General features: G+C 69.2%; 23 protein-coding genes, 1 pseudogene and 1 riboswitch. Of the genes and pseudogenes, 15 read left to right on the top strand and 9 right to left on the bottom strand.

The features are described 5' to 3' along the window. Positions 1-8: 8 nt before the first annotated feature. On the bottom strand, positions 9-581 hold the full coding sequence (locus V8688_RS07700; RefSeq protein WP_308248709.1) for a LytR C-terminal domain-containing protein: 573 nt from the start codon (positions 579-581) through the stop codon (positions 9-11). Between the two features lie 115 nt (positions 582-696). Then, complete coding sequence (locus V8688_RS07695) at positions 697-1014, bottom strand: DUF3263 domain-containing protein (RefSeq protein WP_218722124.1); 318 nt, start codon at positions 1012-1014, stop codon at positions 697-699. A 181-nt stretch (positions 1015-1195) separates the two neighbouring features. On the opposite strand from V8688_RS07695, the gene V8688_RS07690 reads away from it, so the two are divergent. From V8688_RS07690 to V8688_RS07630, 13 genes are all read left to right on the top strand, one after another. After that, a complete protein-coding gene (locus V8688_RS07690) occupies positions 1196-1786 on the top strand; it encodes a peptide deformylase (protein ID WP_218722125.1) in 591 nt (196 codons plus the stop codon). 138 nt (positions 1787-1924) lie between these two features. Then, positions 1925-2851 (top strand): GNAT family N-acetyltransferase, encoded by a 927-nt coding sequence (locus V8688_RS07685; protein ID WP_342800506.1) that lies wholly within the window; start codon positions 1925-1927, stop codon positions 2849-2851. A 16-nt stretch (positions 2852-2867) separates the two neighbouring features. After that, complete coding sequence (locus V8688_RS07680; protein WP_218722126.1) at positions 2868-3683, top strand: exodeoxyribonuclease III; 816 nt, start codon at positions 2868-2870, stop codon at positions 3681-3683. 74 nt (positions 3684-3757) lie between these two features. After that, positions 3758-4960 (top strand): homogentisate 1,2-dioxygenase domain-containing protein, encoded by a 1203-nt coding sequence (locus V8688_RS07675; RefSeq protein WP_218722213.1) that lies wholly within the window; start codon positions 3758-3760, stop codon positions 4958-4960. Next, positions 4957-6144, top strand: coding sequence for a fumarylacetoacetase (gene fahA / locus V8688_RS07670; protein WP_342800492.1), 1188 nt, complete (start codon positions 4957-4959; stop codon positions 6142-6144). Before V8688_RS07675 ends, fahA begins: the two co-directional genes overlap by 4 nt. 68 nt (positions 6145-6212) lie before the next feature. Further along, complete coding sequence (locus V8688_RS07665; protein WP_218722128.1) at positions 6213-6401, top strand: hypothetical protein; 189 nt, start codon at positions 6213-6215, stop codon at positions 6399-6401. Positions 6402-6534: 133 nt separating this feature from the next. After that, positions 6535-8796 (top strand): MMPL family transporter, encoded by a 2262-nt coding sequence (locus V8688_RS07660; RefSeq protein ID WP_342800491.1) that lies wholly within the window; start codon positions 6535-6537, stop codon positions 8794-8796. Between the two features lie 190 nt (positions 8797-8986). Beyond that, a riboswitch (TPP riboswitch) is annotated at positions 8987-9112 on the top strand. Then, positions 9108-10748 carry a phosphomethylpyrimidine synthase ThiC gene (gene thiC / locus V8688_RS07655; RefSeq protein WP_342800490.1) on the top strand — a complete coding sequence of 547 codons (1641 nt, stop codon included), beginning with the start codon at positions 9108-9110 and terminating at the stop codon, positions 10746-10748. (Overlaps the previous riboswitch by 5 nt.) 210 nt (positions 10749-10958) lie before the next feature. Continuing rightward, the gene (locus tag V8688_RS07650) at positions 10959-11153 is read left to right on the top strand and encodes a linear amide C-N hydrolase (RefSeq protein WP_342800489.1); all 195 of its coding nucleotides are present in this window, start codon (positions 10959-10961) and stop codon (positions 11151-11153) included. Continuing rightward, a complete protein-coding gene (locus V8688_RS07645) occupies positions 11093-11644 on the top strand; it encodes a linear amide C-N hydrolase (RefSeq protein ID WP_342800505.1) in 552 nt (183 codons plus the stop codon). The genes V8688_RS07650 and V8688_RS07645 overlap by 61 nt, the downstream gene beginning before the upstream one ends. A gap of 32 nt (positions 11645-11676) precedes the next feature. Next, complete coding sequence (locus V8688_RS07640) at positions 11677-11841, top strand: hypothetical protein (protein WP_218722132.1); 165 nt, start codon at positions 11677-11679, stop codon at positions 11839-11841. 86 nt (positions 11842-11927) lie between these two features. Beyond that, positions 11928-12137 carry a hypothetical protein gene (locus V8688_RS07635; RefSeq protein ID WP_218722133.1) on the top strand — a complete coding sequence of 70 codons (210 nt, stop codon included), beginning with the start codon at positions 11928-11930 and terminating at the stop codon, positions 12135-12137. A gap of 68 nt (positions 12138-12205) precedes the next feature. Further along, complete coding sequence (locus V8688_RS07630) at positions 12206-13000, top strand: thioesterase family protein (RefSeq protein WP_218722134.1); 795 nt, start codon at positions 12206-12208, stop codon at positions 12998-13000. On the opposite strand, the gene V8688_RS07625 is transcribed toward V8688_RS07630, so the two are convergent. The 4 genes from V8688_RS07625 to V8688_RS07610 all read right to left on the bottom strand — a co-directional run bounded on the left by V8688_RS07625 (position 13001) and on the right by V8688_RS07610 (position 15874). Further along, a complete protein-coding gene (locus V8688_RS07625; protein WP_218722135.1) occupies positions 13001-13513 on the bottom strand; it encodes an SRPBCC domain-containing protein in 513 nt (170 codons plus the stop codon). A gap of 17 nt (positions 13514-13530) precedes the next feature. After that, complete coding sequence (locus V8688_RS07620; RefSeq protein ID WP_342800488.1) at positions 13531-13860, bottom strand: metalloregulator ArsR/SmtB family transcription factor; 330 nt, start codon at positions 13858-13860, stop codon at positions 13531-13533. Next, a complete protein-coding gene (locus tag V8688_RS07615) occupies positions 13850-14281 on the bottom strand; it encodes an SRPBCC domain-containing protein (RefSeq protein ID WP_218722137.1) in 432 nt (143 codons plus the stop codon). Before V8688_RS07615 ends, V8688_RS07620 begins: the two co-directional genes overlap by 11 nt. Positions 14282-14353: 72 nt before the next feature. Then, entirely contained in the window at positions 14354-15874 is a 1521-nt protein-coding gene (locus tag V8688_RS07610; protein ID WP_316576292.1) for an MFS transporter, read from the bottom strand. Between the two features lie 219 nt (positions 15875-16093). Here V8688_RS07610 and V8688_RS07605 point away from each other — a divergent pair, with 219 nt between their 5' ends. Continuing rightward, positions 16094-17380, top strand: coding sequence for an amidohydrolase (locus tag V8688_RS07605; RefSeq protein ID WP_342800487.1), 1287 nt, complete (start codon positions 16094-16096; stop codon positions 17378-17380). Here the strand turns inward: V8688_RS07605 and V8688_RS07600 are convergent. Beyond that, complete coding sequence (locus V8688_RS07600) at positions 17354-17959, bottom strand: TetR/AcrR family transcriptional regulator (protein WP_316576294.1); 606 nt, start codon at positions 17957-17959, stop codon at positions 17354-17356. The two genes, V8688_RS07605 and V8688_RS07600, sit on opposite strands and share 27 nt — an antisense overlap. A 39-nt stretch (positions 17960-17998) precedes the next feature. Between V8688_RS07600 and V8688_RS07595 the strand changes: the two genes are divergently transcribed. Beyond that, the gene (locus V8688_RS07595; protein ID WP_218722141.1) at positions 17999-19243 is read left to right on the top strand and encodes a KasA/KasB family beta-ketoacyl-ACP synthase; all 1245 of its coding nucleotides are present in this window, start codon (positions 17999-18001) and stop codon (positions 19241-19243) included. A gap of 6 nt (positions 19244-19249) precedes the next feature. Here V8688_RS07595 and V8688_RS07590 read toward each other — a convergent pair whose 3' ends face one another. Continuing rightward, positions 19250-20245, bottom strand: a complete 996-nt coding sequence (locus tag V8688_RS07590; protein WP_342800486.1) for an ABC transporter substrate-binding protein — start codon at positions 20243-20245, stop codon at positions 19250-19252. 30 nt (positions 20246-20275) lie between these two features. Next, positions 20276-20601 (bottom strand): annotated as a pseudogene (locus V8688_RS07585) (sulfonate ABC transporter ATP-binding protein); the annotation flags it as partial.

The raw sequence follows: 20601 nt of genomic DNA, 5'->3' as shown, positions 1-20601 counted from the left end.
AGCCTCGTTCAGCGACCGGTCAGTACGACGATCACGCCCGGCGACGTGTCACCGGTCTTCGGCGCGACGGTCCCGCCGATCTCCGCGGCGATCTCGGCGGCCGCGGCCTTGTCGCCCGCGCCGCCGCCGTAGAACACCGTGGTGGTGGTGAGGTTCTCGCCGCTGTAGTTGCCGGTACTGACATTGCTCCAGCCCGACGAGGTCAGCTCGCCGGCGGTGCGCGCGGCCAGACCGGCGACCAGGCTGTTGTTCAGCACCCGCACGGGCACACTCTGATCGACCGTGGCCGCGGGCGCGGTGGTCGGCGGTGCCGTGGTGGTGCTCGGCGCGACGGTCGTCGTCGCGGTGGTGGTGGTCGGGGCAGCGGCCGCGCTGGTGGCCGTGGCAGCGGTGGTGGCCGGCGCCTGCGCGACCACGCTCGACGTCGTCGTCTCGGTCTGCTCGGCCGAATCGGCGGAGTCGGCACCGGAGTTCGACAACGACATCGCACCCAGACCCGCGAAAACGATGGCCAGGGCGATCAACACCATCGCCAGCGCGCGCAGCGGCGGGCCGCCGGGGGTGGGATTCGGGTTGCTCACCCGCGCAACCCTAGTCGCAACGAGTGCTGTGTGGCCCCGCGCGACGCGAACTCACGGCCCGAAGACGGGAGCCTGCGTGACCACGGAGGGCCGGTGAGTGGCGCCATCGGACACCTCAGACCTGGAAACCGAGTCGGCGCGCTGCGCGCGCTTTCTGCCTGCTCGCCCGCAACCTGCGCAGGCGCTTGACCAGCATCGGGTCCGCCGCCAGTGCCTCGTCCTTGTCGACGACCGCGTTGAGCACCTGGTAATACCTGGTGGCCGACATGGCGAACAGCTCGCGGATCGCGTCCTCCTTGGCGCCCGCGTACTTCCACCATTTGCGTTCGAAGTCGAGGATGTCGAGCTCACGGCGACTCAGCCCGCTGCTTTCGTCGGGGGCCGAGTCCTGTGTGGTTCCCGCCTCGATGTTGCGAGCCGCTGCGCCGTCCATCTTGCTCCCTCGCCGAGTATCACGAGATGAAAATGACGCTTGCACGTCGCGGATCATTCAACCACGCAGGAGCCGGATCCTTCGACCGATGTCCCGGCGTGTTGACTACGGGCCAGTAGGGGTGTCGTGCCCCACAGGGGTCGCCGCCCACGCACCCGCGCGACCGGCGATAATGGCGCCCATGGCAATTCTCCCGATCGTGATCGTCGGTGACCCCGTCCTCCACAACCCCACCGCACCGGTGACGGAGACGCCGGCCGAGCTGGCCGACCTGATCGCGGACATGTACGACACCCTGGAGGAATCCAAGGGTGTCGGGCTGGCGGCCAACCAGGTCGGGGTCGGCAAGCGGCTGTTCGTCTACGACTGCCCCGACTTCGACGCCGCGGGCAAGCCGATCCGCCGCAAGGGCGTGGTGATCAACCCGGTGCTGGAGACCTCCGAGATCCCGGAGACCATGCCCGATCCCGACGACGACGAGGAAGGCTGCCTGTCCGTGCCGGGCGAGCAGTTTCCCACCGGCCGCGCCGACTGGGCCAGGGTCACCGGTACCGACGAGAAGGGCGAGCCCGTCGACATCGAGGGCACCGGCTTCTTCGCCAGGATGCTCCAGCACGAGGTGGGCCACCTCGACGGCTTCCTCTACGTCGACGTGCTGATCGGCCGCAACGCCCGCGCGGCGAAGAAGGCCATCAAGCGCAACGGCTGGGGCATACCGGGTCTGAGCTGGATCCCCGGCACCGTGCCCGACCCGTTCGGCCATGACGACTGAGTCATGGCGGCCGGCGCCGCGAGTTCTCGGTCTGTTCCCTCGATCTTCCCTCCCGCCGGGCACTGCTTCGTCGCGACCTCTGGTCAGTCCAGATCGAGGCGGCCGAGAACTGTGATCCCGCTCGGTCGCCGCGTCGTCATGCGGTACCAGCTGCCGGAGGGGTATCCGCAGCCGCTCACCGATGTGATCGGTGAGCTGGTGTCGCTGAGCCCGCCCTCGGTGCGGACCGCCGAGGGCGAACTGGTGTCCGTGGCGCCCGATCGGGTCGTCGCGCTGAAAGCCCTGGGGCCGAGACCGATTCGCACCAAGGAGATCCGCTCGCTGGAGGCCGCGGCGGCGGCCGCCTGGCCGGGCAGCGGTCACCTGTGGATCGACGGCTGGCTCGCGCGCGCGGGCAACGGCTACACCGGGCGCGCGAATTCCGCGGTGCCACTGGGCGAGTCCGGCCTGCCCGCGGCGCTGTCGATCGAGACCATGCACAAGATCGCGGACTGGTACACCGCCAACGGGCTGCCGCTGCTGTTGCAGCTGCCCGATCGGCTCGCGCCGGTGCCGCCGGGCTGGAACACCTGGAGCGAGACCGTCGTCCTCGGCCTCGACATCGCGAATTTCGTGCTGCCGCAAGGACCGTCGATGGTCAAGATCGCCGACGCGCCCGATCAGGGCTGGCTGACGACGCATCGCTACCGTGGTGAGATCCCGCTCGACCCCGCCGTCCGGGAACCGGACGTCTCGGTGCTCACCTCGGTCATCGACGGCACCCTCGGTTTCGCCTCGCTCGGCCTGCCGGAGGCGCTGGCGATCGGCCGGGGCGCGGTGACCACCGCGCCCGACGGCAGGCGTTGGGTCGGCCTGACCTGCGTCGCGGTGGCGACCGCGCACCGCCGCAACGGCCTGGCCTCGCTGCTGTGCGCCGAGCTGATCCGCTGGGGCGCCGACCACGGCGCCACCCACGCCTACGTGCAGGTGGAGGTAGGCAACGCCACCGGGCTCGCGCTCTACCGCGAACTCGGCTTCCTGGAACACCACAGCTACCGCTACGCCGCGCCGCCGAGCGCGTCGTAGGAAAGGACCGCGACCCGTGCGTCTCGCCACCTGGAACGTCAACTCGATCCGCTCCCGCGTCGATCGCGTGACGGCCTTCCTGGACCGCCACGACATCGATGTGCTGGCGATCCAGGAGACCAAGTGTCGCGACGACCAGTTCCCCTACGAGCAGTTCGACCAGGCGGGCTACGAGGTCGCCCACGTCGGGCTGAACCAGTGGAACGGCGTCGCGATCGTGTCCAGGGTCGGGCTCACCGACGTCGAGACCGCGTTCCCCGGCCAGCCCGGTTTCGACAAGAACGCCGGTGACTCGCTGATCGAGTCGCCGGTGGTGGAGGCCAGGGCGATCGGCGCGACCTGCGGCGGGGTGCGGGTGTGGAGCCTGTACGTGCCCAACGGCCGCGCCCTCGACGACCCGCACTACGCATACAAGCTCAGCTGGCTGTCGACCCTGCGCGAGCGGGCGACCGACTGGCTCGCCCAGGATCCGGCGGCCGAGATCGCGCTGGTCGGCGACTGGAACATCGCCCCCACCGACGACGATGTCTGGGCCCCGGAGCTGTTCGAGGGCAAGACCCACACCTCCGTCCCCGAGCGGGCCGCGTTCCAGGCCATGCTCGACAGCGGTTTCCGCGACGTGATGCGTCCGTTCGCGCCCGGCCCCGGCGTCTACACCTACTGGGACTACACCCAGCTGCGTTTCCCCCGCAAGGAGGGCATGCGCATCGACTTCATCCTGGCCTCGGCCGCGCTCGCCGACCAGGTGAAGGACGCCTCGGTCGACCGGGAGGAGCGCAAAGGCAAGGGCGCCAGCGACCACGCCCCGGTCATCGCGGAGTTCTCCGACTGAGCCGTCTCGCGCGCCTCGAGCGGTACCGTGGATGACAGGATCATCCGACCTGCGACGGAGCGGGAGGTGTGCTTGTGGCGTTCTACCGGCGGCTCGGCGATGTTCCACCGAAGCGGCATACCCAGCATCGGGACGAGCGGGGCAACCTCTACTACGAGGAGCTGATGGGCGAGGAGGGCTTCTCCGGCGACTCCTCGCTGCTCTACCACCGCGGCCTGCCGCCCGCGATCGTCGATGCGACGGTCTGGGAACTCCCCGACCAGTCGCTGACCCCGAATCACCCACTGCGCCACCGCCATCTGCGGCTACCGAACCTGTTCCCCGGCGACACCCCCGCCAAGACCGATCCGGTGACCGGCCGCAGACTGCTGCTCGCCAACGCCGATGTGCGCATCTCGTACGTGGTCGCCAAGGGCGCGTCGCCGCTGTACCGCAATGCCATCGGCGACGAGCTGGTGTACGTCGAATCCGGGGCGGCCGTGGTGGAGAGCGTGTTCGGCACGGTGCCGGTCCGGCAGGGCGACCAGCTGATCATGCCGCGCGCCACCACCCATCGCTGGCTGCCCACGGGCGAGGAACCAGTGCGCGCGTATGTGATCGAGGCGTCCAGCCACCTCACCCCGCCCAAACGGTACCTCTCGAAATTCGGTCAGCTGCTGGAGAATTCGCCGTACTGCGAACGGGACCTGCACGGACCCACCGAACCCCTGCTCGCCACGGGCGAGGAGGTGGAGGTGCTGGTCAAGCATCGGCCGGGCGCGGAGGTGGTGGGCACCAGGATGATCTACGCGACGCACCCGTTCGACGTGGTCGGCTGGGACGGCTGCCTGTATCCCTACACCTTCAACATCGCCGATTTCGAACCGATCACCGGCCGGATACATCAGCCGCCGCCGGCGCACCAAGCGTTCGAGGGCATCAATTTCGTGGTCTGTAACTTCGTGCCGCGCAAGGTCGACTATCACCCGCTGTCGATCCCGGTGCCCTACTACCACTCCAATGTCGACTCCGACGAGATCATGTTCTATTGCGGCGGAAACTACGAGGCGCGCAGGGGTTCCGGGATCACCCAGGGTTCGGTGTCGGTGCATCCCGGCGGCTACGCGCACGGCCCGCAGCCCGGCGCCTACGAGCGCAGCATCGGCGCCGAGTTCTTCGACGAACTGGCGGTGATGGTCGATACCTTCCGGCCGTTGCAACTCGGCGAGGGCGCGCTGGCCTGCGAGGATCCGGCCTATGCCTGGACCTGGTCGGGCCGCGGACCGGGGCTGCGATGAGCGGGCGACTGCTGCGGGTCGAGGTCGCGCCGGACTCGCTGTTCGGGCCGGAGAACCTGCCCTACGGCGTCTTCGCGCCGCCCGGTGGCGGCTTCCGCGTCGGGGCCCGGCTGGGCGATACCGTGCTCGATCTCGTCGCGCTGCTGGGTGATCCCGTCTTCGCCCAGCCGTCGTTGAACGCGTTGCTGGCCGCCGGGCCCGAGCACTGGCGGACCGTGCGCGCCCGCCTGCGGGAACTGGCGGACACCGAGCTGCCGATCGAGGCGGTGCACCCGGTCAACGGCGTGCGGACGGCGCTGCCCGTACAAATCGGCGACTACGTCGACTTCTACGCCAGCATCGACCACGCCACCAATCTCGGCAGGCTGTTGCGGCCCGACAGTGAACCGCTGCTGCCGAATTGGCGGCACCTGCCGGTGGGATACCACGGCCGGGCCGGGACCGTCGTCGTGTCGGGGACCCCGATCATCCGGCCGCGGGGCCAGCGTCGCACCGATGCGGGGACCCCGGATTTCGGGCCGTCGCGGCGACTCGACATCGAGGCCGAACTGGGTTTCGTGGTCGGCACCGGGTCGCCGCTCGGCGTTCCGGTGGACGTCGACGACTTCGCCGAGCACGTCTTCGGCGTGGCCCTGGTCAACGACTGGTCGGCCCGCGACATCCAGGCCTGGGAGTACCAGCCGCTCGGGCCGTTCCTGGGCAAGTCGTTCAGCACGTCGATCTCGGCGTGGATCACCCCGCTCGCCGCGCTGGCCGAGGCCAGGGTCGCGCTGCCGCCGCAGGACCCGCCACCGCTGCCCTACCTGCGCGGAACCGACGACCACGGCCTCGACATCGACCTGACCGTCAGCTGGAACGGCGACGTGGTGGCGCACCCGCCCTATGCGCGGATGTACTGGTCGCCCGCGCAGATGCTGGCCCACCTCACCGCCAACGGCGCCTCGGTCCGGCCCGGGGACCTCTACGCCTCCGGCACGATCTCCGGCCCGGAGCCCGACCAGCGCGGTTCGTTCATCGAACTGTCCTGGGGCGGAACGCAACCCGTCACCGTACGTGGGGAATCCCGGACCTTCCTGGCCGACGGCGACGAGGTGACGATCACCGCCACCGCCCCCGGCACGGCGGGCCGCCGCATCGGCCTCGGCGAGGTCGGTGGACGAATCCTGCCCGCCCGCACCACTTGACGCCGCCGGAGCCACCCCGAAACTCGGGTCTGGCCCGGCTCCCGTCCGCATCGATACCGTGACCAACCATGAAAGCCTCCCTTGCCGCCATGGCCGGTCTTGCCCTCATCAGCCTCGCTCAGCTGCCGTTGGCAGCGCCGGCCGCGGCCGATTGCCCACCGTATCCGCCGACCTGCGCACCGAGCTCCTCCGAACAGGCGGAGCACATCATCGCCAATCTGCTGGGCGCCCTGACCAGTGGATCGGCGACGGGGTGAATCGGTAGCGGTACCTCCGGCAACCACCCAGGGGCGGAGATAGTACGGGTCAACCTCCACCTTGGGGTGGTATCGAGCGGATTTCAGTGCGGGATACGGTGACGTTCGACGATCCCTAGCAGAGAGCCCGACGATGTTGACGAGAATCGCCCGCGCCGCCGTGGCCCGACCACGACTGGTCGTCGCGGTCGCCCTGTTACTGATGATCCTCAGCGGCGCGATCGGCGCCACCGTGCATTCGCACATGAAATCGGGCGGATTCGTCACCGAGGATCTCGACTCGGTGCAGGCCAGCCAGTATCTGAACGAGCATTTCCCCGGATCCGAGCCGAACTACGTCTTGCTGGTGACCGCTGAGGACGGCGCCGATTCACCGGCCGCACGCGCCGCAGCGGACACCGCGATCTCCCAGCTCCGCGGCCATTCCGACATCGTCAGCGGCGTGCAGTCGTACTGGACCTCGCGACCGGACCTCAAGCAGGCGCTGCGCAGCAAGGACGGCAAGCGGGCGCTCATCCTGGCCAGCATCGAAGGAGACGACGCCCAGCTACCGGACCGCGCGGGCAAGCTCAGCAAGGAAGTGCAGGTCGAGAGCGGGCCGGTGACAGTCGAGGCGGGCGGGCTGGCGGCCTCGTTCTCCGACATCAATGTCCAGATCAGCAAGGATCTGGTGATCGCCGAGGCCGTGGCCATCCCGGTGACCGGCCTGCTGCTGGCCGTGGTGTTCGGCAGTGTCGTCGCCGCGGCGCTGCCCATCGCGATCGGGCTGTTCGCCATCGCGGCGGCGCTGGGCATCCTGCGTGTGCTGACCTCCGTCACCGACGTGTCGATCTTCGCGCTGAACATGACCACCGCGCTCGGCCTGGCGCTGGCGATCGACTACAGCCTGTTCATCGTCAGCCGGTACCGCGAGGAACTGACCGGGGGCGCGACACCGGCCGCCGCGGTGCTCCGCTCGATCCAGACCGCGGGCCGCACGGTGGTCTACTCGGCGCTGGTCGTCGCGCTGTCGCTGTCGGCGCTGCTGGTGTTCCCGCAGTACTTCTTCAAATCGTTCGCCTACGCGGGCATCGCGGTGGTCGCCGCCGCCACCGCCGCCGCGGTGATCGTGCTGCCCGCCCTGCTCATCCTGGTGGGCACCCGGATCGACGCCGTCGACCTGCGCGCGCCGCTGCGCAAGCTGTTCCGGCGGGCGCCGCGCGTGGACAAGCAGCCCCAGCAGACGTTCTGGTACCGCCTGGTCACCGCCGTGATGAAGCGGCCGCTGCCGATCGCGCTGGCGACCACCGCGTTCCTGCTGCTGCTCGGGTCGCCGTTCCTCGGCGTCCAGTTCGGCTACCCCGACGACCGCTCGCTGCCCACCGGCGTGGCCAGTCGCGAGGTCGGCGACGTGCTGCGCACCGAGTTCGACGCCGATATGGCCGCGAGCGCGACCATCGTGCTGCCGGAGTTCCGTGGCACGCCCGCCGAACTGGACGGCTACGCCCTCGCCCTGTCCAAGGTGCCGGACGTGCCCGCCGTGCTCAGCAGCGCCGCGGTCTACCGCAACGGGTGGCGGGTGGCGCCGGGCGTGCCGGAGATGGCCGACCCGTCGGCGGGCACCTATCTGTCGGTCGCGACCACGCTCGACCCTTATTCCGACGCGGGCCGGATCCAGCTCGACGCGCTGCGTGCCGTCCCGGCGCCGTCGGAGGCCCTGATCACCGGCCCCGCCGCGCTGAATCAGGACTCCGTCACCGCGATCACCGGCAAGCTGCCGCTGGCCGGGGCCCTGATCGCGATCACCACCCTGGTGCTGCTGTTCCTGTTCACCGGCAGCGTGGTGCTCCCGGTCAAGGCATTGGCGCTGAACATCCTGTCGCTGGCGGCGACGTTCGGCGCGATGGTGTGGATCTTCCAGGAGGGGAACCTGTCGGGGCTGCTCGGTTTCACCTCTACCGGCACGCTCAACCTGGCCATGCCGATCCTCATGTTCAGCCTCGCCTTCGGCGCCTCGATGGACTACGAGGTGTTCCTGCTCTCCCGCATCCGGGAGGAGTGGCTGGCCGGGCCCAAGACGACCGAGGGCAATACCGAGGCCGTCGCCATGGGCGTGGCCCGCACCGGCCGCATCTTCACCGCCGCCGCCCTGCTCATGAGCATCGTGTTCCTCGGCGTGGCGACCTCCGACGTGTCGATGATGAAGCTGTTCGGCCTGGGCTGCGCGCTGGCCGTGATCAGCGACGCCACCGTCATCCGCGGCCTGCTCGCCCCGGCCCTGATGCGAATGATGGGCACCTGGAACTGGTGGGCGCCCAAGCCACTGGTGGTGCTGCACAACAGGTTCGGGCTGCACGAAGCCGACGATGCCGAGCCTGCCCCGGTCGTGGCCCAGGACAAGGTCGCCGTCCGCTAGCGATCAGCCCAACCCGGCACCTACACTGTGAACCGCCACGCACTCCCCGACCTCGAGGAGGGGCCCGCCGCGCAGCGGCGGGTTCGCGGCCGTCCCGCCGATGGGAGGCTGTTGCGTAGGCGACGAAGAAGCAAGCAACGGCCTCCCATCGGCGGGACACAGGGGGCCGCGAACTCGAGCGCGCCAGCGCTCCGACCAGCACGGGGGCTCGCACCAGCGGGCTGAGAGGACGGCTAGCCCATTTCTCGGGCGATCAGGGCCGTCGACCGTATGAACCTGACCGGGTAATGCCGGCGTAGGGAGGAACCATCATGGGCACAGCCACGTCTTCGACCGGGGCGGTCGACACCGTCACCACCGGGCCGATCCAGGGCAGCGTCAAGCACTACCAAGAGGTCGACGGCCTGCGCATTCCCGTGCGCCGGATCAACCTCACCAACGGCGAGCACTTCGACGTCTTCGACACCTCCGGCCCGTACACCGACGACAACGCGGTGATCGACCTCGAGGCAGGCCTGCCGAAGCTGCGCGACGAGTGGGACCGGCCCACCGTCGACGGCCCGCCCACCCAGCTGGCCTGGGCGCGCCAGGGCATCATCACCCCGGAGATGCGCTTCATCGCCGCGCGCGAGGGCGTCTCCCCGGAGCTGGTGCGCGACGAGGTCGCCGCCGGTCGCGCGGTGATCCCGGCCAATCACAAGCACCCGGAGCTGGAGCCGACCATCATCGGCAAGAAGTTCCTGGTGAAGATCAACGCCAATATCGGCAATTCGGCGGTGTCGTCGTCGATCGCCGAAGAGGTCGAGAAGATGGTGTGGGCCTCGCGCTGGGGCGCCGACACCATCATGGATCTGTCGACCGGCAAGAACATCCACGAGACCCGCGAGTGGATCCTGCGCAACTCCCCCGTCCCGATCGGCACCGTGCCGATCTACCAGGCGCTGGAGAAGGTGAACGGTGACCCCACCAAGCTCACCTGGGAGATGTACCGCGACACCGTGATCGAGCAGTGCGAGCAGGGTGTCGACTACATGACCGTGCACGCGGGCGTACTGCTGCGCTACATCCCGCTGACCGCCAAGCGGGTCACCGGCATCGTCTCGCGCGGTGGGTCGATCATGGCCGCGTGGTGTCTGGCCCATCACCAGGAATCGTTCCTGTACACGCACTTCCGGGAGCTGTGCGAGATCCTGGCGCGCTACGACGTCACTTTCTCCCTGGGCGACGGCCTGCGTCCCGGCTCCATCGCCGACGCCAACGACGAGGCCCAGTTCGCCGAGCTGCGCACCCTCGGTGAGCTCACCAAGATCGCGAAATCCTATGGCGTGCAAGTGATGATCGAGGGCCCCGGCCACGTGCCGATGCACAAGATCGTCGAGAACGTGAAGCTCGAGGAAGAGCTCTGCGAAGAGGCGCCGTTCTACACCCTCGGCCCGCTGGCCACCGATATCGCGCCCGCCTACGATCACATCACCTCGGCGATCGGCGCCGCGATCATCGCGCAGGCCGGTACCGCGATGCTCTGCTACGTCACCCCCAAGGAGCATCTGGGCCTGCCCAACCGCGACGACGTCAAGGTCGGCGTGATCACCTACAAGATCGCCGCCCACGCCGCCGACCTCGCCAAGGGCCACCCGCACGCCCAGGACCGCGACAACGAATTGTCCAAGGCCCGTTTCGAATTCCGCTGGCACGATCAGTTCGCGCTCTCGCTCGACCCGGACACCGCCCGCGAGTACCACGACGAGACGCTGCCCGCCGAGCCCGCCAAGACCGCGCACTTCTGCTCCATGTGCGGTCCGAAGTTCTGCTCGATGCGTATCTCCGCCGACGTGCGCGAGTACGCCGAGAAACAGGGCCTGACCGACGTCGCCGCCATCGAGGCCGGCATGGCCGAGAAGTCGGCCGAGTTCGCCGACCACGGCAACCAGGTCTACCTGCCGGTGGTCTGACCTCCGGTTTCCCGGNGGCCGGCATGGCCGAGAAGTCGGCCGAGTTCGCCGACCACGGCAACCAGGTCTACCTGCCGGTGGTCTGACCTCCGGTTTCCCGGGACCGGCACGGCTGCGCCGCGCGGGCCCCGGCCGTTTCCGGGGCTAGCATTGTCCCGGCAGAACAGCTCTGCGCAGCCTTTCTGTACCGACCGGAAAGGGATCACCCGCATGTGCACCTCTTTCACCGTCACCGCCGAGGACGGCTCGGTCACCGCCGGGCGGACCATGGAATTCGCGTTCGATCTCGAGTCACGGATGATCGTCTTCCCACGGGGCATGTCGTATCAGGCCAAGAGCCCGGACTGGTCGCCGAATACATCGACGGTGACCTCCAGCTCCACGACAATCCGCTGTCGGTCCTGACGAATTCACCGCCGTTCGAGTGGCATCTGCTCAACACCGGCAACTACGTCAATCTCTCCGCCGTCAATGTCCCCGACCTGCCGCTGTCGGGATACGACGTGAGCGCCCTCGGCCAGGGCAGCGGAATGCTCGGCCTGCCAGGCGATTTCACCCCACCCTCCCGTTTCGTCCGCGCGGTCGCGCTGAGCCAGGCCGCCGAACCCGCGGCCGACGCGACCGGCTCCGCCCTCGTGGCCGCCCACATCCTCGACAGTTTCGACATCCCCAAGGGTTTCGTCCGTTCCGGCGACGACGGCCCCGCCTCCATCGAATACACCGAATGGTCGACCATCGCCGCCCTCGCCCCCGCCCACCGCCGCTATTTCGTCCGCTACTACGACAGCCCCGTCTGGTGCGCCGTCGACGTGGGCAACCTCGACTTCGACCAAGCCGACGTCACCCCCATCGACACCGCCGCCCCCTGGTGCGTCGACGTGACCCCGACCCCCTGACCGTCCACACCACCCTTCGGCTGCTGCCGCACATGTTCTTCGGACGCGAACGGACCGATCCCGCGCTGCCCGGTGCCGTTCTCAGCACGGTGCTGCGCGATACGCTCGGACCGGACCGGGAGGCGGCCCCCGATCCGGTCGTCGAGCTGATCATCGAATCGGACGTCCGGGTGACCATCCTGGATCTCCGACCGTAGGATCGTCCGCCGAGAAATCGGCCCGACGGTGCGAGCCCGGAATTTCGGGGGCTTTCCTCGCCGAGCCCGGTCAGTAGGGTTCTTGCATGTCAGCTCGCACCACACGTCTCGTCGCCGGCGCCGTCGCGGCCGCCGCCATCTCCTTCGCTGCCCCGCTCGGCACCGCCCAGGCGGCCTCCCCGGTCGCCGACTCCGGCTCGTCGTCCATCGGCTGCACCTCCGATACCAGTCCGTGCGCCCTGCGCCCGCTGTTCGACCTGATCACTGCCCTTTCCACGGGCAGCGCCCAGGCCTGAGACAAGATCGGTCCCGGCGATCGGGCCACCGGGGAAGCCGGATCGTTGTCCGGGGTAACGTCGACGAGGTGGCCGATGCCTTCTATCTCCCCGACCCGGCGGACCCGAGCCGCTACCTGTCGACCGAGCTGACCAGGGGACCCTGGTCACCGGACGCGCAGCATGCCGGGCCACCCTCGGCGCTCCTCGGGCATGTCATCGAGCGGTGCGAACCGCGACCCGGCTTCCAGGTCGGGCGGGTCGCGGTCGAGATTCTCGGGCCGGTGCCGCTCGCGCCGCTGACCGCACGAACGAAGGTGGTGCGGTCGGGGCGCAGCGTCGAGCTGATCGAGGCGACCTTGTCCTCGGATCGCGGGCCGGTGATGCAGGCCAACGCGTGGCGGCTCAAGGTCGCCGATCCGCCGCTGGATCTCCCCCAGCAATTCCTGCCGACCGGTTCCCGGCCGCTGCCCTCGGCGACAGAGCCGGAGGTGTTCCCGTCCGATCAGGAGATCGGTTTCCACACGGGCATCGAATACCGTTTCACCGCAGGCTCTTTCACCGCGCCCGGCCCCGCGGTCTGCTGGATCCGGGTGAAGTACCCGATTGTCGCGGGCACCACCCCGAGTCCACTGGAGCGCACGCTGGCCGCCGCCGATTCGGGCAACGGGGTCAGCGCGGTCCTCGACTGGTCGAAATACCTGTTCATCAACACCGACCTCACCGTCACCCTGCACCGGCAGCCGGTCGGGGAATGGGTGTGCCTGGACGCGGTGACCCATCCGCAGCCGCACGGCATCGGTCTCGCCGAATCGGCGATATTCGACGAGACCGGGCCGATCGGGCGCAGCACACAGACGCTGCTCATCGCGCCGCGCGGCTGATCAGCGCAGCACGTCCAGGTTCACCAGGTCGCCGTTGCCGTGCTTGAGCAACTCCGATTCCGCGGTGCTGGTGCGGCGGAACGGATCGCCCTGGCCGGTGGTGAGCAGGCCGCGCAGGCTGGTGGTGATGTAGGCGCCCCAGGCGTTGGAGCACACTTCGTAGCATTCACCCGCGGGCACCAAACCCACATGGGTGAAACGGACTTCGGTGCCGTCGGCCGTTTCGGCGATGTCGAAGACGATATCGGTGTCCTCCCACTCGGTCGTGTCCTCGATGAAGGACAGATGCGAGTCGGTGACATGCCAGACCAGCCTGCGTCCGGGCACCGACTCGGTGGTGGTCAGGGTGCAGCGGTGGATGCCGGGCACCTCGAACAGGTAGCTGTCGCCGACCGTGCCGGTGGTGCCCTCGATGGTCTCCGACCACCAGCCCCAGACATTGTTGACAGCGGCGAACACCTCGGCCGGGGTCTTGTCGACGGTGATGGTGGCGGTGAAATCGTTGGTGCTCATTGCTTTTCCTTCCGGGCTCAGCCGTCCAGATGCCGGCGGAGCGCGTCCAAGGGGCCGTCCCAATCACGCGAGAGGGCGGCCAGGAATTGTTGTGCCACTTGCATCGGCGCCGAGTCGAGGCGATAGCGCACGCGCCTGCGCTCGCCCGGCTCCGGGATCACCAGGCCCGCATCGGTCAGCAGAGCGAGGTGTTTGGCGATCGCCTGACGGGTGATGGGCAGGCGATCGGCGAGGTCGGTCGCGGTGGCGGGGCCGTGCGCGGCGAGGGCGGCCAGGACCGACCGCCTGCTCGGATCGGCCAGCGCGACGAAGACCCGTTCGGCGGTGGCCTCGAGCTCAGGCCGCATCGAGGTACTCGACGAGCTCGCCCAGCTCGCTCTTCCAGCCACCGACATTGCCCTCGAACGCCTCCTTGTGCGCATCCTCGGGCAGTTGCGCGAACCCGGATTCGACGACGGTGAGCCGGGTGCCGTCGCCGTGCGGTTCGAGGGTGAACTCGACGTAGGTGCGTCGCGGGTCGTCGTCGGGCAGGCCGTTGATCGGCCAGGTGTAGCCGAACACGGTCGGCTCCTCGACCCGCTCCACCCGCATGTCGGCGGCGAAGCCTTCCTTCCAGGTCATCCGCATGTCCCCGCCCGGGCGCAGGTCGATCTCGGCGGTATTGCCGAACCAGCTCGCGAGTCCTTCGGCGGTGGTGATGGCCGCCCACACCTTGGCGGGTGGATGGGCGAGCTCGACGGTCCGCACGATCTGATCAGGGAATCCCATGGTGTTCTCCTCAGTCAGTAGCAACCAGTTGGTTGCAACTCAGAGTATGGCAACCGAATGGTTGCGTCAAGGTCAGTGGCCGCCGGTGACCCGGAAACCGCGCGGGACCAGCCACACCGTGCCGATCGCCACCAGCGCCACCACCACCGCGGAGATGTACGACGTCGTGGTCAGCGCGGTGTCGAAGGCATGGCTCGCCGCGTCGACCACCTGCGTGTGCGCCGGTTCGGGCAGGTCGGTGGCCACCTCGTAGGCCCCGCCGACCGAGCCGCTCGCCTGCTCCACCTGGTCGGCCGGGACCGGCAGGTTCGTCATGTGCTGAGTGAAGATCCGCGCGTGCAGGCTGCCGAGCAGCGCGACGCCGAAACCGACGCCGACCTCGTAGTTGGTCTCCTCGACCGCCCCGGCCTGCCCCGCCCGATCGGCGGGCACGGCACCGACGAGCACCGCGGCGGCCGCGGTCACCGCCATCCCGTCGCCGAGCCCGAACGACACCAGCACCAGCGCGACCACCGGATAGGTCGTCGGCTCCGGGCTCACCGCCAGCAGCAGGAACCCCAGCGACACCGCGCCGAGCCCGACGCCGAGCACCGCGCGGACACCGAACTTCTCCATCAGCATCGGCGTCAGCAGCGAGGCGGTGAGCAGGGTGAGCGCGGCGGGCAGCATCCGGATGCCGGCCTGGGACGGGCTGTAGCCGTGCACGTATTGCAGCCACAGCGACACCAGGAACATCGCCGCGCCGATCGCCATCATGGCCAGCAGGGTCGCCACGGCGGCCGCGGTGAACGCGCTGTTGCGGAACAACCGCACGTCCAGCAGCGGATCGTCGGCGGTGAGCTGGCGGCGGACGAACCAGACCATCGCGCCGATCCCGACGAGCAGGACCACCCAGTCGACCGATCCCGCTTCACCTTTCGCCAGATGCTTGATGCCCCAAGCCAGGCAGACGATGCCGATCATGGACAGCGCCGCGGCGAACCAGTCGAGGCTGCCCGCCTGCGGCGCCCGGTATTCCGGCAGCACCCACAGCCCGACCACCACCGTCACCAGCACCACCGGCACGTTCAGCCAGAACGCCGACGACCAGCCGAAGTGCTCGACCAGGAAACCACCGATGATCGGGCCGACCGTCGCGCCGACACCGGCCACCGCGGCCCAGATCCCGATGGCCATCGTGCGCTCGCGCACATCGGTGAAGATGTTGCGGATCAGCGACAGCGTCGACGGCATCACCATCGCGCCACCGATGCCGAGCAGCACGCGTCCGCCGATGAGCTGAGCCGCGCTCCCGGCGGTCGCCGCGACCACCGAGGCGACGCCGAACAGCACGAAACCGCTGATGAACAACAGCTTCCGGCCCACCCGGTCACCGAGCGCGCCGGTGGTGATGAGCAGACCGCCGAGCACCAGGCCGTAGATGTCGATGATCCAGAGCTGCTCGAGCGGCCCGACCTGGAGGTCGTCGATGAGCGAGGGCAACGCGACATTGAGAATCGTGGCGTCCATCGCCACCAGCAACAGGCTGGCGCACAGCACCCCGAGCATCACCCAGCGCACCGAACCGTAGGTCTTCGTGGTCTCGTCCACCATGGCGCATCACCCGATTCCTGATCACCGACCGGTTTCCGGATCCGTGGCGCTCGATCCGCTGCTCAACCTACCCAGTCGCCGACGATTGCGGCCGGAGCGCAACCCCGGAGTGGGCAACCGGTCGGGTTGCCCGGCAACGCTGTCCTGTCGCCGTATGATCTGTCCCGCTCGTACAGCACGTTTGTTTCCCTGGGGCGAGGCGACGGAGGCGAGAAACCGATGTCCGAGAGCTCGATCTACGACCGGTTCGACCGGGACGCGGCCGCCGTGGCCGACCAGGTCATCGCCTGGCGGCACCACCTGCACCAGCACCCGGAGCTGTCCAACCGCGAGGTCGACACCGCCGCGCTCATCGCCGACCACCTCAGGTCGCTGCCGCTGGACGAGGTTCGGACCGGTATCGCCGGCCACGGTGTCGTCGGCGTTCTCACCGGTGGCCTGCCCGGTGACCAGGTCATCGCGTTGCGCGCCGACATCGATGCCCTGCCGGTGCCCGACGAGTGCGGAGTGCCGTTCGCGTCGACCGTCGTCGACGACGACTATCCCGGCGGCCCGTTCCCGGTGTCGCATGCCTGTGGGCACGACTGCCACACCGCGATGCTGCTCGGCGCGGCCACGGTCTTGGCCGGGGTCCGCGACCACCTGCCAGGCACCGTACTGTTCGTGTTCCAGCCCGCGGAGGAAGGTCCACCGGTCCAGGAGAAGGGCGGCGCGCGGGAAATGCTCGCCGAGGGCGCACTGGATGATCCGGCGCCCACGATGGCATTCGGATTCCATGTCACGCCGTATCCCAAGGGCTACATCGGCTATCGGGTCGGCAACCAGTTCGGCGCCTCGAGCCTGATCAAGATCGTCATCACCGGCGAGCAGGTCCACGGGTCGACGCCGTGGATGGGCATCGACCCGATGCCCGCGGCAGGGGCCGTCCTCACCGGGATCGGGCAGATCTACCGCCAGCTCAGCGCCTTCGATCCGGTCACCGTCACCATCGGTCACATCGAGGACGTCGGAAGGTTCAATATCGTCGGCCGGACGGTCACGCTGTGGGGCACCATCCGGTGTTCGGTCGAAGCCGATATGGCGCAGGTGCGGCAGCGGCTCGAAACGCTGGCCACCCACTCCGCCCAGGCCTACAACTGCACGGCGACCGTGGAGTACCTGCAAGACGTGCCCGCCGTGCACAATCTGCGACCCTGGGTCGACGCGGCATTGCCGACCCTGCGCAAGGTCGTCGGCGACGAGCGGGTCGTGGCCACGACCCCCACCCTCGGATACGACGACGTCTCCGAGTTCGTCAACAGATACGGCGGCCTCTACGTCACGCTCGGCGTGCAGGACACCGAATTCGGCGGCGCGGCCGGGTTGGAGCCGACGCCGGGCGGACGCGGGATGTACATGAACCACAACCCGCACTTCTACGCCGACGACGACACGCTGGTGACCGGCGTGCGCCTGCATACCTACATGGCCTACGACCACCTACGCGGAGCAGTCGTCCCCCGGTGACGGCGATGCTCGGCGCACCGGCTCGGGGAGCACGGCGTCGATGAGGACGCGCGCGGCCCGGCCGGTGCGCTCCCGGTCGCCGGTGATCACCCGGTCCTGGAGGATGCCGCGCAGCCCGGAGACGAGCAGGGTCGCGACCACCTCGGGGTCCGCGGCCAGGCCGGTGCGGCGCAGCGCGGCCGCGAGCTCGGTGACGAATGTGGCGATCGCCGCGTTCGCGTAGTCCTGGTACGGCGAATCGGGGGCACACGCCGCACCGAGCACCTGCAACAGCACGCGCACGCTGTCGGCCTCGGCGCCCTCGGAGTTCAGGTCGAAGAAGCCGGTCAGCCGGGCACGCAACTGGGCGGGCTCGGTGACATCGGCGAAGACCGCCGCGAGGTCGGGGCGCTGCGTCGCCAGCGCCTGGACCAGCAGTTCCTCCTTGGTCTCGAAGTAGTAGATGAGCATGCGCGAGCTGGTGCCGAGGGCGGCGGCCAGCGGGCGCAGCGACAGTTCGGCCAGGCCGTGCGCGGCGATGTACGCCACGACACCGGCCAGCAGTTCGGCGCGCTTGCGGTGGTCGAGAGGACGGGCCATGGGTTGACTGTAGCGACTGCTACAGGTATCCATGACGGCGTGACTGTACCGATCGCTTCAGAAACTCGGGCCGGTGTCGTGGTGACCGCGTACGCGGCGACCACCGCCCTCGCCGACACCATCGACGAGACCTGGTCGCGCCTGCTGCGCGGCGAGAGCGGAATCCGCGCGCTGGCACCGGAATTCCTCGCCGACCACGACCTGCCGGTCCGGATCGGCGGACCGCTGGTCACCGCACCCGACGCCGAACTCACCCGGATCGAACAGCGCAGGCACTCCTACGTCGAGCGGATGGCCCTGGTCCTCGGCAGGCAGGTCTGGCGGGCGGCGGGCGCGCCTGCGGTCGACCCCGAGCGCCTGGCCGTGGCCATCGGCACCGGGCTCGGCGGCGGTGACGCGCTGATCGACGCCGTCGACGCGATGCGCGCGGGCGGTTACCGCAAGGTCTCGCCGCTGGCCGTCCCGATGGTCATGCCCAACGGCCCCGCGGCCACCGTCGGACTCGAGATCGGTGCGCAGGGCGGCGTTTTCGCGCCGGTCTCGGCCTGCTCGTCGGGATCGGAGGCGATCGCGCACGCGTGGCGGCTGATCAGCACGGGCGAGGCCGACGTGGTGGTCACCGGTGGCGTCGAGGGCCATATCGACCCCGTGCCCATCGCGGGTTTCGCGATGATGCGGGCCATGAGCACCCGCAACGACGAGCCGGAACGCGCCTCGCGCCCGTTCGAGCGTGACCGCGACGGTTTCGTCTTCGGTGAGGCGGGCGCGCTGCTCGTGCTCGAATCCGAACGGCACGCGAGGGCGCGCGGCGCGCGAATTCACGCCAGGGTGCTCGGCGCGGGCATCACCTCCGACGCCTTCCACATCGTGGCCTCCGATCCGGCGGGCGCCGGGGCGGCCCGTGCGATGCGCAAGGCGATTCAGACCGCGGGACTGCGGGTTTGCGACATCGACCACGTCAACGCGCACGCGACGTCGACCTCGGTCGGCGATGCCTCCGAGGCCGCGGCCATCACCGCGGTCACCCCCGACGCCTCGGTGTACGCGCCGAAATCAGCGCTCGGCCATTCGATCGGCGCGGTGGGCGCGCTGGAGTCGGTGCTGACGATACTGAGTCTGCGCGAGCAGATCGTCCCGCCCACCCTGAATTTCGACCACCCCGATCCGGCGATCGAGCTCGATATCGTCGCGGGCACTGCCCGCCCGCAGCGGATCGACTACGCGCTCAACAACTCGTTCGGTTTCGGCGGGCACAACGTCGCCCTGGCATTCGGAAAAGCGTAGCGGCGCTTACGCCTTGTCGAACCTGGTGTCGACGAAGGACTCGAAGTCGACCTTGCCCGGGATGGCCTTGGCCTTGGTGAAGGCGTCGGCGATCTCCTGCTCCGAGGCGATCACCGGATCGGAGAGCTTGATCGGCTGCTTGATCGAGCGGGTCCAGGTGGTGCGGGAGGCGTCGACGCTGATCTGGGTGAGTTCGGCATATTTGGTCGACCAGGTGTCGAGATTGTCCGAGGACCACTTGGTGGCGGCGGCGTAGCGCTGGAAGAAGTCCGCGATCGCGGCCGACTTGCCCGCGTCGCCGACCGCGTGCTTGCCCGCGACCCAGAAGTTGTAGCCGTTGGCGGCCTGATCGGCGGTCGCGATCGGCTTGGCGCCGATCTCCTTCTCGGCGATGGCGGTGTAGGGATCCCAGGTCGCCCAGGCGTCGACATCGCCGCGGGTCAGCGCGGTGTAGCCGTCGGCGGGAGCCAGGTAGACCGGCTCGACATCGCCGAGCGACAGGCCCGCCTTCTGCAGCTGCAGCAGCAGATTCGCGTTGGCCGAGCTGCCCTTGTAGACCGCGACCTTCTTGCCCTTCAGCGCCGCGACAGAGCCGATCGAGGAGTCCTTGCCGACCAGGATCGCGTCGCCCTTTCCGGTCGCCGAGAGCGCGCCGACGATCTTGATGTCGGCGTTGGACGCCGCACCGAAGATCACCGGGGTGTTGCCCGTCTGCGCGATGTCGATGCCGCCGGCGCTGGCCGCCTCGACCAGCGGCAGACCGGCGGTGAAGGTGGAGAACTCGATCTTGTACGGCAGGTTCGCCAGCTGACCGGAGGCCGCGAGCAGCACTTCGATCGAGATCGCCTTCTGGTCCCCGACTTTCAACGTGACGGTGCTCAGATCGACCGGGCCCGACGGCGCGGCGTCGGTCGCCGCGTCGTCACCGCAGGCACTCAGCGAGAGCGCGGCGACGACGGCGAGGGCGAGCCCGGCCAGGCGGGACTTCGGAGTGCGTTTCACGGGAACAACTTTCGTGCGGGGGTGGACATCTCAGGAAGTGACGCCGAGCAGGGCCAGCAGCCGCGTGGCGTACTCGGCGACCTCGGGCGCGGCCGCCGTGCGCGGTCGCGGCAGGTCGATGGACACCTCGGCGGCGATGCGCCCCTCGTCGAGGACCAGGACGCGGTCGGCCAGGATGATCGCCTCGAGCACATCGTGGGTCACCAGCAGCACGCCGAACGCGCGTTGGGCGTGCAGGCCGAGCAGCAGCTCGTGCATGGTCAGGCGGGTCAGCGCGTCGAGCGCGCCGAAGGGCTCGTCGAGCAGCAGCAGCGTCGGCTCGGCCACCAGCGCGCGGGCCAGCGCCGCGCGCTGGG

This window comes from Nocardia sp. No.11, assembly GCF_038752175.1.
Lineage (GTDB): Bacteria > Actinomycetota > Actinomycetes > Mycobacteriales > Mycobacteriaceae > Nocardia > Nocardia canadensis.
This window is presented reverse-complemented; position numbering and strand designations above follow the sequence as displayed.